Source organism: Leucobacter muris (assembly GCF_004028235.1).
GTDB lineage: Bacteria > Actinomycetota > Actinomycetes > Actinomycetales > Microbacteriaceae > Leucobacter > Leucobacter muris.
On the sequence record NZ_CP035037.1, the window covers coordinates 399454 to 414810 of the forward strand.

13 protein-coding genes are annotated in these 15357 nt (G+C 69.5%); 10 read left to right on the forward strand and 3 right to left on the reverse strand.

From position 1 onward, the window contains the following. Positions 1 to 23 precede the first annotated feature (23 nt). The gene (locus tag Leucomu_RS01785) at positions 24 to 698 is read left to right on the forward strand and encodes a GCN5 family acetyltransferase (RefSeq protein WP_128386153.1); all 675 of its coding nucleotides are present in this window, start codon (positions 24 to 26) and stop codon (positions 696 to 698) included. Positions 699 to 755: 57 nt separating this feature from the next. On the opposite strand, the gene Leucomu_RS01790 is transcribed toward Leucomu_RS01785, so the two are convergent. Continuing rightward, on the reverse strand, positions 756 to 1658 hold the full coding sequence (locus tag Leucomu_RS01790; RefSeq protein ID WP_228407194.1) for an LpxD N-terminal domain-containing protein: 903 nt from the start codon (positions 1656 to 1658) through the stop codon (positions 756 to 758). Between the two features lie 116 nt (positions 1659 to 1774). On the opposite strand from Leucomu_RS01790, the gene Leucomu_RS01795 reads away from it, so the two are divergent. The 3 genes from Leucomu_RS01795 to Leucomu_RS01805 are packed head-to-tail and all read left to right on the forward strand — an operon-like array spanning position 1775 to position 6177. After that, positions 1775 to 2728: a Gfo/Idh/MocA family protein gene (locus tag Leucomu_RS01795; protein ID WP_128386154.1), complete on the forward strand. Its 954-nt coding sequence runs from the start codon at positions 1775 to 1777 to the stop codon at positions 2726 to 2728. A 42-nt stretch (positions 2729 to 2770) separates the two neighbouring features. Continuing rightward, positions 2771 to 3910, forward strand: a complete 1140-nt coding sequence (glf, locus tag Leucomu_RS01800) for a UDP-galactopyranose mutase (protein ID WP_128386155.1) — start codon at positions 2771 to 2773, stop codon at positions 3908 to 3910. A 44-nt stretch (positions 3911 to 3954) separates the two neighbouring features. Continuing rightward, entirely contained in the window at positions 3955 to 6177 is a 2223-nt protein-coding gene (locus Leucomu_RS01805; protein WP_128386156.1) for a glycosyltransferase family 2 protein, read from the forward strand. Between the two features lie 79 nt (positions 6178 to 6256). Here the strand turns inward: Leucomu_RS01805 and Leucomu_RS01810 are convergent, their stop codons facing one another. Next, the gene (locus Leucomu_RS01810) at positions 6257 to 6607 is read right to left on the reverse strand and encodes a hypothetical protein (RefSeq protein ID WP_017884428.1); all 351 of its coding nucleotides are present in this window, start codon (positions 6605 to 6607) and stop codon (positions 6257 to 6259) included. A 10-nt stretch (positions 6608 to 6617) separates the two neighbouring features. Then, the gene (locus Leucomu_RS01815; RefSeq protein ID WP_128386157.1) at positions 6618 to 8021 is read right to left on the reverse strand and encodes an O-antigen ligase family protein; all 1404 of its coding nucleotides are present in this window, start codon (positions 8019 to 8021) and stop codon (positions 6618 to 6620) included. Positions 8022 to 8068: 47 nt separating this feature from the next. Here Leucomu_RS01815 and manA point away from each other — a divergent pair, with 47 nt between their 5' ends. From manA to Leucomu_RS01845, 6 genes are all read left to right on the forward strand, one after another. Further along, on the forward strand, positions 8069 to 9397 hold the full coding sequence (gene manA, locus Leucomu_RS01820; protein WP_128386158.1) for a mannose-6-phosphate isomerase, class I: 1329 nt from the start codon (positions 8069 to 8071) through the stop codon (positions 9395 to 9397). Between the two features lie 117 nt (positions 9398 to 9514). Next, positions 9515 to 9913, forward strand: coding sequence for a hypothetical protein (locus Leucomu_RS01825; RefSeq protein WP_017884431.1), 399 nt, complete (start codon positions 9515 to 9517; stop codon positions 9911 to 9913). Then, complete coding sequence (locus tag Leucomu_RS01830) at positions 9913 to 10860, forward strand: bifunctional riboflavin kinase/FAD synthetase (protein WP_017884432.1); 948 nt, start codon at positions 9913 to 9915, stop codon at positions 10858 to 10860. The genes Leucomu_RS01825 and Leucomu_RS01830 overlap by 1 nt, the downstream gene beginning before the upstream one ends. 303 nt (positions 10861 to 11163) lie before the next feature. Beyond that, a complete protein-coding gene (locus Leucomu_RS01835) occupies positions 11164 to 13362 on the forward strand; it encodes a DEAD/DEAH box helicase (RefSeq protein WP_128386159.1) in 2199 nt (732 codons plus the stop codon). 272 nt (positions 13363 to 13634) lie between these two features. Next, positions 13635 to 14672, forward strand: coding sequence for a 6-phosphofructokinase (locus tag Leucomu_RS01840; RefSeq protein WP_128386160.1), 1038 nt, complete (start codon positions 13635 to 13637; stop codon positions 14670 to 14672). A gap of 111 nt (positions 14673 to 14783) precedes the next feature. Next, positions 14784 to 15341 carry a flavin reductase family protein gene (locus Leucomu_RS01845; protein ID WP_128386161.1) on the forward strand — a complete coding sequence of 186 codons (558 nt, stop codon included), beginning with the start codon at positions 14784 to 14786 and terminating at the stop codon, positions 15339 to 15341. Positions 15342 to 15357: the final 16 nt, after the last annotated feature.

Below are 15357 nucleotides of genomic sequence, written 5' to 3' on the forward strand. Positions count from 1 at the left end.
CCGACTCGAAAGATGATCCGTCCATGGAATCCGCAGCACCCAAGATCTTCGACTACTCCCTGAAGTCGTACTCCGACGCTCTCAAGGACTACGTCGACACCGGATACGCGGTCACGTCGTTCCAAAAGTACCTCGCAGACCCGCAAGAGCGTCACATGGTGCTGCGACACGACATCGACAACACGATCGAGCAGGCGCTGCGCGTCGCGCGCGTCGATGCCGAGGCCGGCGTGAGCTCCACCTTCTTCCTGCGGGTGCACGCTCGCGGCTACAACCTGCTGAGCCTTCCGTCGCTGCAGATCGTGCAGGAGATGGAGCAGCTGGGGCACGAGGTGCAACTGCACCTCGAGGGCGGGCTCTGCGACTGGCTCGGCAGCGACAACCTCGACTGGGCCGATCGGCAGCGCGCCGTCTTCGAAGCGGCGGTCGGGCGCCCCCTCGGCGGCTTCAGCTCGCACGAGCCCGCTCGCACGGGCGGGCTCGAGTTCGCCAACGGCCTGCTCGAGCGCTGGAGCGACAGCGTCGCCTATCACGCGTACGAGGAGCGGTTCATGACGCCGAGCATGAAGTACCTGAGCGACTCGAGCGGGCGCTGGCGCGAGGGGCACTTCGGCGAGTGGGTCGGCAAGGAACCGCTCATGCAGGTGCTCACCCACCCGTTCTGGTGGTTCGAGAAGGTGCCCGCCGAGAACTACTGATCCGGTGACGACGGCCCGCGGACATCGGTCCACGGGCCGTCGTGCATGCGCCGAGCGCTACTTCTTGTTGTCGCCGAGGCGCTTGGCGGGGTTGCCCACCCGCACCTCGTTCTCGGGCACAGACTTGACGGCGACGGCTCCGATGCCGAGCAGCGAGTCCTTGCCGAGGGTGAGCCCCTGGATCACCGACGCGTTCGGTCCGATCCACACCTCGTCCTCGATCACCACGCTGCCCGAGATCTCGGCGCAGGCCGTGATGATGACGTTCCTGCCGATACGGCAGTTGTGGGCGATGTGCACGTGGTCGTCGATCTTCGTGTAGTCGCCGACGACGGTCGGAGCGATGGTACCCGAGCACACCGTGGTGAAATTGCCGACCTCGGTGTGCGCGCCGAGCCGCACCGACCCGATGTGCGGCACGTGGAAGTTGTTGCCGTCGGCGTCCTTCTCGATGCCGAAGCCCTCCTCGCCGATGACGGCGTGGCTCTTGACGAGCGAGTGCTCGCCGATCACCACGCCCCGGCCGATCACCACGTGATCACGCACCTCCGAGTGCGCCTCGATCACGGCGCCCTCGCGCACCACCGTGTATTCGCCGATGTGCGCCGACTCATGGACGCGAGCCGTGGGGTGCACTCGCGCGGTATCGGCGACTCCGGCCGCGGCCTTCGGGGCGAAGTGCCGCGCGACCGCCTGCCCGAACGCCGCCCGGGGGTTCTCCACGAGTATGAGGGAGCCGGTGGCGCCCTCCGGAAGTTCGGTGCCGAGCGGGGCGAGGACCACCGCGCCCGCCAGCGATGCGCGCTCGAACGCCTCGGCGAATCGCGCAGTGTCTCCCACGAAGGTGAGCTGCCGCGCCTCGGCGTCGAGCAGGGGAGCGGGCGCCGAGACGACGGCGTTCGCGCCGACGAGTTCCGCGGCGAAATCCGAAGCGATGTCCTGTGCCATGAGTGCGGTCATGCGAGAACTGTACCGCGCAGAGGTCTGGAGCGGACGGGTGCGAACGTAAACTGGGACGGGACTCCGCCCCTCGGATACCATGGGCGGACGCAGCACAGGCATATGGAGGAGTCAGCATGGCGCAGCCGAACATCGTTCTTTTCGGAGCGGGAACGATGGGGCGCAACCACGCGCGCATCGTCTCATCGTCTGCGCGGGCCAACCTCGTCGGCATCGTCGACCCCTTCGAGCAGAACGGTCGCGCGGCGACCGAGCAGTACGGCGGGGAGTGGTTCCCCGCTGCCGAAGAAGCGCTGAAGAAGGCCGACGCCGTGGTGGTGGCCGCCTCCACCGAGTACCACTACGACATCGCGAAAGAGGTCCTCGACGCCGGTCTCCCGGTGCTCATCGAGAAGCCGATCTGCCCCTCGCTCGAGCAGACCGAGGAGATCCTCGGCATGGCCGAGCAGCGCGGTGTGCCCGTGCAGTGCGGGTTCCTCGAGCGTTTCAACGCCGGCGTGCTCGCGGCGCGGAAGCTCATCGACGAGCCCGTCTACGTGCGAGCCGAGCGCCATTCGCCGCACTGGGCCCGCATCAAGACGGGCGTCGCCTGGGACATGCTGGTGCACGACGCCGACCTCATCTCGAACCTCTACGGCGCGGCGTCGCCCGAATCTGTGAGCGCCGAGCTCGGCTACTTCCATCCCGATTCGCTCGAGGGCGCCGAAGACGTCATCGACATGACGCTGCGCTTCCCCGGGGGAGGCATCGCTTCGGCATCGGCCAGCCGCATCGGGCAGCGGAAGGTGCGCCGCATGCTCGTGCAGTCGCTCGACTCGATGGTCGAGGTCGACCTCCTGCTGCGCAGCGTCACCAAGTACCGCCACACCAACATCGAGAGCACCGACGACAAGGTCGGTTTCAAGCAGATGACCGAGATGGAGGTGCCCGAGGTCTCGGGTCTCGAGCCGCTCGCCGCGCAGTTCGAGCACTTCATCGACCTCGTCGAGGGGCGCATCGACGCCGATGCGGAGCGACGCAGCATCCTCCCGGCTCACCGCATCATCGCTGCAGCGCTCGACGGGCGGTGACACCGGGGAGTTCCCCGTTAGCCGTCGCATAGACTGTTCGGCATGGATCTTCTGGTTGTCGGCTCTGGTTTCTTCGGTCTCACCATCGCTGAGCGCGCGGCGTCCGCGGGCAAGAAGGTGGTCGTGATCGATCGCCGCTCCCACATCGGCGGCAACGCCTACTCCGAGGCGGAGCCCGAGACCGGCATCGAGGTGCACCGCTACGGCGCCCACCTCTTCCACACGTCGAACGAGACGGTGTGGGAGTACGTGAACCGCTTCACGAAGTTCACCGGCTACCAGCACAAGGTGTACTCCAACTTCAAGGGCGAGGTCTACCCGTTGCCCATCAACCTCGGCACCATCAACCAGTTCTTCCGCGCCGCTTACGGGCCAGACGAGGCGCGCGCCCTCATCGCGCAGCAGGCCGAGGAGTTCGACACGAAGCAGGCCAAGAACCTGGAGGAGAAGGGCATCTCGCTGATCGGGCGCCCGCTCTACGAGGCGTTCATCCGCGACTACACCGCGAAGCAGTGGCAGACGCCCACCACCGAGCTGCCCGCCGAGGTGATCTCGCGCCTGCCCGTGCGCTACACCTACGACAACCGCTACTTCAACGACACCCACGAGGGGTTGCCCGTCGACGGCTACACCGCCTGGCTCGAGAACATGGCCGATCACCCGAACATCGAGGTGCGGCTCGACACCGACTTCTTCGACGAGTCGCAGCCCCTCAACAAGAAGGCCCTGGTCGGCACGGTGCCGATCGTCTACACCGGCCCGGTCGACCGCTACTTCGACTACGCCGAGGGCGAGCTCTCCTGGCGCACGCTCGACTTCGAGCAGGAGGTGCTGCCGACGGGCGACTTCCAGGGCACCAGCGTCATGAACTACGCGGGGGCGGACGTGCCCTACACCCGTATCCACGAGTTCCGACACTTCCATCCCGAGCGCGACTACCCGGCCGACAAGACCGTCGTCATGCGGGAGTACTCCCGCTTCGCCACCCGCGACGACGAGCCCTACTACCCGGTCAACACGCCTGAAGACCGCGACCGCCTGCTCAAGTACCGCGAGCTCTCCGACCGCGAGGACCGGGTGCTGTTCGGCGGCCGCCTCGGCACCTACCAGTACCTCGACATGCACATGGCCATCGGGTCCGCGCTCTCGATGTTCAACAACAAGCTCTCGGAACTGCTGTAGTCGCCGTCGCCGGCCCTGCACCTCGAAGCGAATCAGAAAGTCACATGCCTCAGATCTCCGTACTCATCCCCATCTTCAACGTCGAGAAGTACCTGCGCGAGTGCCTCGACAGCGTGGTGAACCAGACGTTCCGCGACCTCGAGATCATCTGCATCAACGACGGCTCGACCGACGGCTCGCTCGCCATCATCGAGGAGTACGCGAGGCGGGATCCCCGCATCGTGATCATCGACAAGGCCAACTCGGGCTACGGCGACTCGATGAACCACGGCCTCGACCGGGCCACGGGCGAGTACATCGCCATCGTCGAGTCCGACGACTGGGTGGAGCTCGACATGTTCGAGGAGCTGCACGATCTCGCAACCGAGCACGGCGTCGAGGTCGTGAAGAGCAACTACTTCACCTACTACGCCGACCCCGAGCGCAAGGCGCTGAGCGACGAGAAGATCGAGCTGGTGCGGGCTCACGAGGTGGGGAGGGTGATCGACCCCTCCAAGAACATCGACATCTTCTTCCAGCAGCCCGCCATCTGGTCGGCGATCTACCGTCGCGACTTCCTCGTCGCGAACGGCATCCGCTTCCTGCCCACTCCGGGCGCCTCGTATCAGGACACGAGCTTCGCGTTCAAGGTGTGGAGCTCGGCGCACCGGGTCGTCTACACCTCCGACGCCTTCCTCCACTACCGTCGCGACAACGAGGCCTCCTCCGTGAACAACGCGGGCAAGGTCTTCTGCGTCTCCGACGAGTACGCCGAGATCGAGCGCTTCGCAGCGGAGCGCGATCTCTCGACCGAGATCTGGCGCATCCTCCGCCTGAGCAAGTGGGGGGCCTACGCCTGGAACATCGACCGGTTGCAGGCAGACCTCGCCCCCGACTTCATCGCGCTCGCCTCCGAGCAGTTCAAGGCAGACCTCGAGTCGGGCCGCTTCAACTTCGAGTTCTGCGACGTCAACCAGGCCCGCGAGATCTCCGAGATCATCGAGCGCCCCGAGCGCGTGATCGAGCGCAAGCAGGCGCAGGACGCCGCGAAGGTCTCGGTGGTGATGCCGTTCTTCAACGTCGAGGAGTACCTGCGCAAGTGCATCGACTCGGTGCTCGGCCAGACGCTCTCGGAGGTCGAGCTGATCCTCGTCGACGACGGTTCGGTCGACGCGTCGTCCGACATCGCCGAGGAGTACTTCCGCAACGACCCGCGGGTGCGTCTCGTCAGTCTCAGGAACAGCGGCCAGGCCATCGCCCGCAACCGCGGCATGGAGCTCGCCCACGCCGACTACATCGCCTTCATCGACGGCGACGACTACTACGAGCCCGACTCGCTCGAGAAGATGCGCGACGCCCTCGTCGAACACGACGTCGACTTCGTGGTGGGCAGCATCCGCCCCGTGTTCGAACCGGGCATCCGCAGCGCGATGGAGAAGTTCCAGGACCAGCACTACTACGAGGTGCGCCGGACGGGCCTGCAGCAGGTCACGAGCGAACTGCTGCTCGACCTCGACGCGTCGGTCTGCAACAAGATGTTCGTGCGCGAGTCGGTCGAGAACCGCGGCATCGAGTTCCCCGAGGGCCTGCGATTCGAAGACGCCTACTTCGTGAACGCCTACGGCTTCACGAGCAGCACGGCGTTCTTCCTCGAGCCCGAGGACTACGTCTACAACTACGTGCGCCGCGCGGGCAGCACGATGTCGACGACCTTCGGGCGCTCCAACACCGCGAAGGATCACCTGACCGTCGCCTTCCGGCTGTTCGACCTGCTCGAGAAGCACGAGCTGACCGAGAAGTACGGCGTGTACTACATGCGCATGCTCGACCAGTACGCCACCTTCGCCTTTCAGCACTCGGAGGAGCGCGACCACGCCGAGATCTGGCGCAAGCTGCGCTACTTCGTCGACACCCATCGCGAGCAGCTCGCTCAGATGGACGCCTACGCGCTGCGCAATCTCGAGCACCGCGTCTATCGCGGGGTGCTGGGCCGGCTCAACAAGACCCCGGGGCTGCGCCGCATCGTCTTCCGCGCCGGCCGCACGGTGCAGAACTCGCTGGCGGGCATCATGCCGAAGCTCTCGGTCACCCACCGCGCGCGTCAGAACATCCACGCCGACATCACGCTGCTGCGGCAGCAGGTCGCGGGTTCGACCGCGGCGCTCTCGGCGCAGCTGAACTCGCAGCGCCGGCGCATCGCGGAGATCGCCGATCAGGTCGACCAGCTGGTCGGGGATCGCGAGAAGGCCGATTGCGCGAAGAGCACGAAGGGCGCGAGCAAGAAATAGCGTGCCGGGGCCTCCGGGAGACGACGCCGGGCGACTGGAGGCCCGCCTGCGGCTGCGAGGGAGCGCCGACCCTCGCCGCTCACTCCACGTCGAGGCCGCTGCCGGCCCGCCACACCGCGACCGTGAGCATCGGGGCTGCCGCGGCGATCTCGCGCAGCAGCTCGAACTCCACGCGATCCGCGTTGCGGCGGTGCTCCCGCGCGTCGGGGCCGCCGGAGCGCGCGGCGAGCCTGGCCAGACCGAACTCGGCCAGCTGGCCGCGATCCTCGAGCATCTCGTCGCGCAGCGCCAGCACCACCAGGTCGTCGACCTCGGGCACCTCGGCGTACGCGGTCGCCGGATCCTCGCCGTCGCGCACGCGATGCTCCATCATCGTGTCGCGTTCGACCCGCGCGTCGGCCCGCAGCTGCAGCAGGCGCTCCGTGGTCATGTTCACGGTATCACCGCCGACGTGAGCCCGTCGGCACCTCGACGGCCCCGGTCTCGCGGGGGATCGGCACCCGACGCCACGGCAGCGCGGTGGGTTCGGCGTCCTGAGAAGGCAGCTCGAAGTCGAAGCGTGACTTGACCGCCAGCAGCACGAGCAGCACCCAGTTGCCCTCGATCAGCAGTCGGCTCTCGGTGAGCGACTGCACGAGGAGTGCGACCATCACGAGGAACGGCCACAGCGCGCTCGTCGCGTAGGGCAGCGGCGGCCCGAAACCGCGGCGCGGCGGATCCACGGCGCGGAACCACACGCGCCAGACCGTGAGCACCACGAGCGGAGCGAAGGCGAGCAGCCCCACGATGCCGAGCTGCAGCCACACGTCGAGCCACGCGTTGTGCGCGCTCATCACGGGCAGTCCGGCCTTCTCGTCGAGCGACTTGAACGGTTCGGCCCAGGGCGCCCAGTAGCTGACCCAGCCCCAGCCGAACCAGGGCCGCTGCTCGGCGAGCCCGATCACGGCCTCCCACGTCTCGAGGCGGCCGGTCATGTCGCCGCTCTTGCCGAGCAGCCCGAAGACGAAATCGCGCGCGAACAGCACGGCCGCGGTGGCGGCGACGATGAGCGCGCCGCCCGTCGCGTAGAGCGGCACCCGCCGCTCCGGCCCCAGCCGGCGGGCCCACAGCGCGAGCGCGAGGGCGACACACACGGCCGCGAGCGCGACCCAGACGGTCGCGCCCCGCGTCAGCAGCAGGGTCGCCGCCGACAGGAGCACCCAGAACCAGCCCGTGACGGGGCGCACGAGGCCCGCACGCAGCTGGATCCCGAACACGATCAGCCCCAGCAGTGCCAGGAAGCCGAGCAGCACCGAGCTGGCGACGAGGCCCTGGATCGGGCCGCCCGAGAACAGCAGATCGCGGCTCCAGTAGAGCAGCTTCGAGGGTTTGCCCTCGTCGGGCACCTCGACGAACACCAGGAAGTTCTGGAACACCGGCTGGCGGATCAGCAGCGACACCCCGAGCTCGAACACCAGCGACAGTCCGATGAGGTATCGCAGCGCCGTGCCGAGCGTGCGCAGCACCTCGTGCCACGTGAGCACGAACGCGAGCACGACCGCCAGCAGTGTCGTCGCGAGCTGGGCGAGCACGCCGAGCACGCTCTCGAGCCGGTACTGCGACCACGCGATCGACAGTGCGGCGAGGGCGAGGAACCAGTAGAGCGGGGAGGGGAGCCGATACCAGCGGAAGCGGGCGGGCCTCTCGCGCACGAACAGCACGGCGCCCACGACGGTGAGCGCCACCGCGAGGGCGAGGAACCCCCACCAGCCCACCACGTTGCGCACGCCGTTGCTGCCGAGGGTGAGCACGAACACGCCGATCGCGTACGCGCTCACACCGAGTCGGGTTCTGCTCTGCGCCATAGTCGGTATGGTAGAGTATTGGACCTCCGCGACCTCTAAGGAGTGGCGTGCTGATCTTCATCGAGAACACCCCGCGCGCATACGCGTGGGGGTCGAAGGATGCCCTGCCCGACATGCTCGGCCTCGCGCCCACCGGGGAGCCCCAGGCAGAGCTCTGGCTCGGCACCCACCCGGGCAGCCCCGCGCACGTCGCGAAGGCCTCGGCCGGCGCCCGCACCCTCATCGACCTCGTCGAGAGCGATCCGGATCGCTACGGCGTGGACGGCGGTCCGCTGCCCTTCCTGCTCAAGGTGCTCGCGATCGGGGCGCCGCTCTCCCTGCAGGTGCACCCCGATCTCGCACAGGCCGCGGCGGGCTTCGCCGCGGAGGAGGCCGCCGGGGTGCCGAGAGACGCGCCGCACCGCAACTACGGCGACCCCAACCACAAGCCCGAACTGCTCGTCGCCCTGAGCGAGGTGACCGCGCTCAGCGGCTTCCGCCCGCTCGCGGCCGCGAGACGGGAGCTGCTGCTGCTCGCGTCGGCCGCGCGGCAGGCGGGGGAGATCGAGGGCGCCTCGGCGCTCGAACGGGTCGAGGCGCGACTGCGGGGCGCGGATCCCGAGGCGCTGCGACGGGAGTTCCTCGAGTGGGTGTTCAGCGGCGACCCCGTCGTAGCGCGGGCCCTCGACGCGATCGCGGCGGCGGTGCCCCGGATCGATCCCGACGGGGAGCCCCGAGGGTCTGCCGAGACCGATCCCGCGTCGTCGGTGCGCGAGCCCGAGCGGCAGTTCGACGCGGCGCGCGCCGCCGCGCTGCGCGACCTCGTCGGATCCCACCCGGGCGATCCCGGGGTGCTCGTGTCGCTGCTGCTGCACCTCGTGCGGCTCGACCCGGGCGACGCCGTCTACCTGCGCGCCCGTCAGCTGCACGCCTACCTGAGCGGCATCGCGGTCGAGGTGATGGCGTCCTCCGACAACGTGCTGCGCGCCGGTCTCACTCCGAAGCACATCGACATCGCCGAGCTCTGCCGCATCGTCGACACCGGCGAGATCGCCGAGCCACGCTTCCCGGGCGAGCGCGTGGCGCGCGGGCTCGTGGCCTGGCGCCCCGACGTGCCCGACTTCGCGCTGCTGCGCGCCAGGCTCTGCGATCCGGAGCAGAGCGCGAGCGGCGCGGCCCCGGCCGACAGCGCGCCGTCCGTCGACGTGTCCGCGAAGTGCCCGCTCGTGCTCATGGTCACGTCGGGGCGTGTGCGCGTCGAGCGCCGGGCCGAGGGCGAGCACGGGCTCGCCGAGGTGGCCTCCGCCCGCCGCGGGCAGTCGCTCTACGTGTCGGCGGGCGACCCGATCCGGCTCACCGGTCACGGCGAGGTGTTCCTCGCGACCACCGGCGGCTGAGGGTCTCGGCCGCGCGCGGGTAAGCTGTTGGTCGTGTCGAATCCCCGGTCCAGCAGCGAACAGCCATCCACCGCAGCAGCGACGAGCGCCGCGGACAGGCTCGGCGGTCTCGGCAAGGTGCTGATCGCCGTCTACCTCGTGCTGGCCATCGCGGCCACCTTCCGATCGGTCTACCAGATCATCACGAAGTTCGACGAGGCGCCGCTCGCCTACTCCCTGTCGGCCGTCGCCGGCGTGGTCTACATCGTCGCGACGATCGCCCTCATCAAGCGCCGTGGCGTCTGGCGCGCGGTCGCGTGGTGCGCGCTCGTGTTCGAGCTCTGCGGGGTGCTCATCGTCGGCACGCTCAGCCTCACGGCCCCCCAGCTCTTCGCCCACCCCTCCGTCTGGTCGCAGTACGGCATCGGCTACGTCTTCATCCCGCTCGTGCTGCCGGTGCTGGGCCTGCTGTGGCTGCGGAGCACCGCGCGCGCGGCCGGTGCCGGTGCCGCCGCGGGCGGTGAGGGATCGGCCTGATGCGCGTCATCGAAACGCTCGAGGCGATCCGACCCGCCGACTATCCCGAGGGCAGCGGCGTCGCGATCGGCAAGTTCGACGGGCTGCACCTGGGACACCGGGCGATCCTGCGCACCCTCATCGAGGGAGCGCACGCCGCTGGCCGCCCCGCCGTGGTGCTCACCTTCGCGAACAACCCCCTCAGCCTGCTGCGCCCCGAACTCTGCCCCCGCCCGCTCATGAGCCGCGAGCAGCGGCTCGAGGGCTTCGAGGCCGCCGGGGTCGACGACTGCGTGATGATCGAGTTCGACGAGGCGGTGGCCTCGATCCCCGCGGCAGATTTCGTGCGCGACGTACTGGTCGGGCGGCTGCGCGCCAAGCACATCATCATGGGGGCCGACTTCCGGTTCGGCCACCGCGGCGCGGGCGACGGCGGGCTGCTGCGAGAGCTGGGGGAGCGGTACGGATTCAAGGCCGAGACGCTCCAGTTGGTCGCCGCGGACGGCACCGGGGAGGTGTCGTCGTCGCGAGTGCGCGAGGCGGTGCTCGCGGGTGACGTCGAGGCCGCCGGGCGAATGCTCGGCCGGTCGCCCGTCGTGCGCGGCGAGGTCGTGCGGGGCGACGCGCGCGGGCGCGAGATCGGATTTCCCACCGCCAACCTCGGCGGTGAGATCGAGGGCCTCGTGCCGGCCGACGGCGTCTACGCCGGGTGGGCGGTGCTCGGCGACGACGACGCGGATCCGCGTCCCGCCGCGATCTCCGTGGGCAACAACCCCACCTTCACGCCCGACGCGCTGTCTCGCGTGGAGGCGTTCCTGCTCGACTTCTCGGGCGACCTGTACGGGCAGCGGATCGAGGTGCGCTTCGCGCATCGGCTGCGCGGCATGGAGCGCTACGACTCGCTCGACGCGCTGCTCGAGCAGATGCGAGCCGACGTGGTGCGCACCCGGGAGCTGCTGAGCCGCTGATCTGCCGATCCGGCTCACGGCGTTCCGCGTGAGCCGGATCCCTGATCGCGCCGCGCCGGATGAACGAGCCGAGGGGGTCACGGGCGGCTCGTGCACCGGAACGCCGCCCGTGCCGACGACATGCTCCCGGTGTTCGGGAAATCCTGGGGCTCTCGCAGGTGCGGATGGTAGGATCGGAGCACGGTCGCGATCCGCGAAGCGTTCTCGAGCCCCATGCCGCGCATGAGGTCAGGCTCTGAAGCCGCATGCGACCCCGGCTCCGGCATGCAGGCCGGGGCTGCACCACGCCGATCAGGAGATCCATTGGCACTCACCACTGCCGAGCGTCAGCCCGCTGCGAACAGCGCAGCCGAGCACACGCCGAAGTCTTCCCGCGCCCAGAAGGCGCAGAACGCCCAGAAGGGCGGCCAGCAGCGCGGCGGCGCTCGCCGCAAGCACACCCACAACGAGGGCATCATCCCGCTGCTCGCCCGCGCCGTGCGCGAGGTCGAGGCGTCCGCCCAGCGCGGCAAGGCCTCGCCCGCCGGCCGCACGAAGTTCCACGTGATCGCGCTCCTCATGCGCGAGGAGCGCGCCCGCGTCAAGACCGACGAGAACGTGAGCGAATCCGAGCGCACCGAGACGCTGAAGCGGCTCGACGGCGTCGCCGCGATCCTCGCGAAGACCGCTGCGCGCGACACGAGCCTCATCACCCTGCTCGAGCCGACCGCGCCCATCACCGAGGCGACCCGTCTGCTCAAGCGCAAGATGCTCACCCAGGCCGGCATCGAGCTGCCCGAAGAGCAGCCGAGCAAGGCCGAACCCGCTCGGGCGTTCGTGCCGCCCGAGCTCGCCGAACGCCAGGTCGAGCCCGCGGGCATCGAGACCCGCATGCTCGCCAACCCCTTCCTCGCGCCCGACCTCACTCCGCCCCGGAAGCCGACCCCGGTGGTGCGACTCGCCAACTGGGAACTGCTCGGCCCCCTGCTCAAGTCGTTCGAGCAGGGCGGCGGAGGATCCGCGTGCATGGAGCTCCCCGAGCCCCCCGTGCCCGACCGCCTCGCCCCGGCCGGCCGCGAACTCATGCCCCACCAGGCGCGCCTCCTCGCGAGCGTGCGCGACGGGCACCGCAGCTTCCTGCTGGCCGACGAGCCCGGTCTCGGCAAGACCGCGCAGTCGGTGCTGGCCGCCTCGGTCGCGGAGGCCTACCCGCTGCTCGTCGTCGTTCCCAACGTCGTCAAGATGAACTGGGCTCGCGAGGTGGAGCGGTGGACCCCGCAGCGCCGCGTCACCGTCATCCACGGCGACGGTCAGGACATCGACGCGTTCGCCGACGTGTTCGTGGTCAACTACGAGATCCTCGACCGCCACCTGAGCTGGATCTCCCGCTTCGGGTTCAAGGGCATGGTCGTCGACGAGGCCCACATGATCAAGAACGTGCAGTCGCAGCGGTCGCGCAACGTGCTCGCGATCGCCGAGCGCATCCGCGATCGCACCCCCGGGGTCTCGCCGCTGCTCATCGCCCTCACCGGCACCCCCCTCATCAACGACATCGACGACTTCCGCGCCATCTGGCGCTTCCTCGGCTGGATCGACGCCGAGAAGCCGGGCCCCGAGCTCATGGCGCGGCTCGAGAGCAACGGGTGGACGCCGGCCGACCCCGCCTTCTACCCCGAGGCGAGGCAGAGCGTCGTCGACATGGGCATCGTGCGCCGTCGCAAGATCGACGTCGCGGCCGACCTGCCGGCGAAGCGCGTGGTCGATCTGCCCGTCGAGCTCGACGACGAACTGGGGCGCGGCATCCGCGAGGCCGAGGCGAAGCTCGCCCGCAAGCTGCTCGACCGCTTCACCGCGGTCAAGAACGGCAAGCTCGGCGAGAAGCTCTCGGACGACGCGATCATCCGCATGGTGTGCGCCCAGGAGCTCGAGGAGTCGAACGCCTCGACCGACGGCACCAACGTGTTCACCATGGTGCGCCAGATCGGCCAGGCCAAGGCGGGGCTCGCCGCCGACTACACCGCGCAGCTCGCGCGCTCGGTCGGCAAGGTGGTGTTCTTCGCGAAGCACATCGACGTGATGGATCGGGCCGAGGCGCAGCTGGCCGAGGCGGGCCTGCGCACGGTCTCGATCCGCGGCGACCAGACCGCGGCGTTCCGCCAGGACCAGATCGACGCGTTCAACAAGGATCCCGACGTGGCGGTGGCGGTCTGCTCGCTCACCGCGGCGGGTGTGGGCGTCAACCTGCAGGCCTCGTCGAACGTGGTGCTGGCCGAGCTCAGCTGGACCGACGCCGAGCAGACGCAGGCGATCGACCGCGTGCACCGCATCGGTCAGGAGGAGCCGGTCACCGCGTGGCGCATCGTCGCCGCGCAGACGATCGACGCGAAGATCGCCGAGCTGATCGACGGCAAGGCGGGGCTCGCGGCGCGCGCCCTCGACGGCGCTGCGGCGCCGGCCGAGGACGCCGACTCGGTGCAGCTGCTCGCGCTCATCGAGGTGCTGAACAGGGCGCTGGCGCAGTAGGCGGACGCGCCAGCGTTCGCCGCGCCAGCGCGGCGCCCACAGGCGCCGGCCCACGGAGCGGAGCGCGGGGTGGCTGGCGCAGTAGGCGGACGCGCCAGCGTTCGCGGTGTCGGCCGGCCTGTCCGATTCCGTGCCGATTTTGGCCGGATTCGATCTGTCAGCGTCATTCTCGCCACGGCTAGCATGGAGCACGTCAGAGGTCGTGCGCACTGGCGCGACCCCGGGACGCGGGCATCCGGGCCCGCGCATCAGTCGATTCGAGGGAGACCCACATGCGCATCGGTGTGCTCTGCTCAGGCGGCGACAGCCCCGGTATGAACGCGGCGATCCGCGGGGCGGTGCTGCGCGGGGTCGACGTGCACGGCTTCGAGATGGTCGGCTTCATGGACGGCTGGCGAGGGTTCCACGAGGGAGACCGGATCCCGCTCGACCGGGCGGCGGTGCGCGGCCTGTCGCCGCTCGGCGGCGTGATGCTCGGCACGAGCCGGGTGCCTCCGTTCGCGAGGGGCAGCGACCCGGTCGAGGGGCTGCGGGCCGTGCGGGATCGTGCGGCCGAGTACGGCCTCGACGGCCTCCTGCTGATCGGCGGCAACGGCACCCAGACCGTCACGAGCCTGCTCAACGAGGGGGGCGTGCCCACGATCGGCCTGCCCAAGACCATCGACAACGATCTCGGGGGCACCGACTACACCTTCGGCTTCGACACCGCCGTGTCGATCGCCTCGGAGGCGATCGACCGCCTGCGCACCACGGGCGAGTCGCATCGGCGATGCATGGTGCTCGAGGTCATGGGCCGAGACGCGGGGTGGATCGCCCTGCACGCGGGCATGGCGGCCGGTGCCCAGGTCTCGCTGATCCCCGAGTTCCCCGAATCGATCGAGCAGATCGGCGAGTGGGTGCTGAGCGTGCGGGATCGCGGCCGGTCATCGCTCGTGGTCGTCGCCGAGGGCTTTCGTCTCGCGGGCGTCGACCGCGCGGTGACGCGCGAGGGGCTCGACGGGTTCGGCCGGCCGCGGCTGGGCGGCGTGGCTGAGGTGCTCGCGCCGCTCATCGAGCAGCGCACGGGGATCGAGACACGCGCCACGGTGCTCGGCCATGTGCAGCGGGGCGGATCGCCGACGGCCTTCGACCGGGTGCTCGCCACCCGCACCGGCATCGCCGCCGCCGACGCCGTGCTCGCGGGGCAGTGGGGCACGATGGCCGGACTGCGCGGCGACCGCATCGAGATGGTGCCGCTCGAGGAGGCGGTCGGTCGGCTGAAGACCGTGCCTCCCGAGCGCTACGAGGAGGCCCGTCTCAACTTCGGGTAGCGCCGCGGTCGGAGAGGCCGATGGCCCGGTGGGCTCGTGATCGATTAAACCGGTGAAGGGCATTCGGCCGACGCGTTGTATGGGCCGAATCGCGGTTCCTACGCTGAGGGCATGAACAGCATCACGGCATACCAGAACACGGTGAGCGAAGGGCCGAAGAAGCTCGCTCCCCAGGTCGACGATCAGCGGAGAGCGGCGTTCGTCTCCGCGATGGCGGCGGCACCCACGGCGGTCACGGTGGTCGCCTTCGACGACGGCGAGAAGATCTGGGGGCAGACGGTCTCGGCGTTCGCGTCGGTGAGCGCCGATCCCCCCACCCTCCTCGTGTGCATCAACCAGCGCAGCCCGTTGCACGACCGGCTGCGGGAAGGGGCGGAGTTCTCCGTGAACCTCCTCGCCCCGGCCCAGACCGCTATCGCGAACTGCTTCGCAGGCAGAAGCAGCGACGTCCTTCCCGCGTACGGGGCGGCCCTCCTGGAGTGGGATCTCTCGCTCACCGGCGTGCCGCTGCTGCGCGGTGCGACGAGCGCTTTCGCCTGCCGGGTCGCTTCGACACGTGCGCAGGCGACGCACGGCATCGTGATCGGGGAGGTGCTGGAGACCTCCCGAACCGAGGACCAGTCTCACGGTCTCGCATACTGCCAGCGCGACTACCGCGAACTGCGCTGACCCAGCCCGCTGCCGG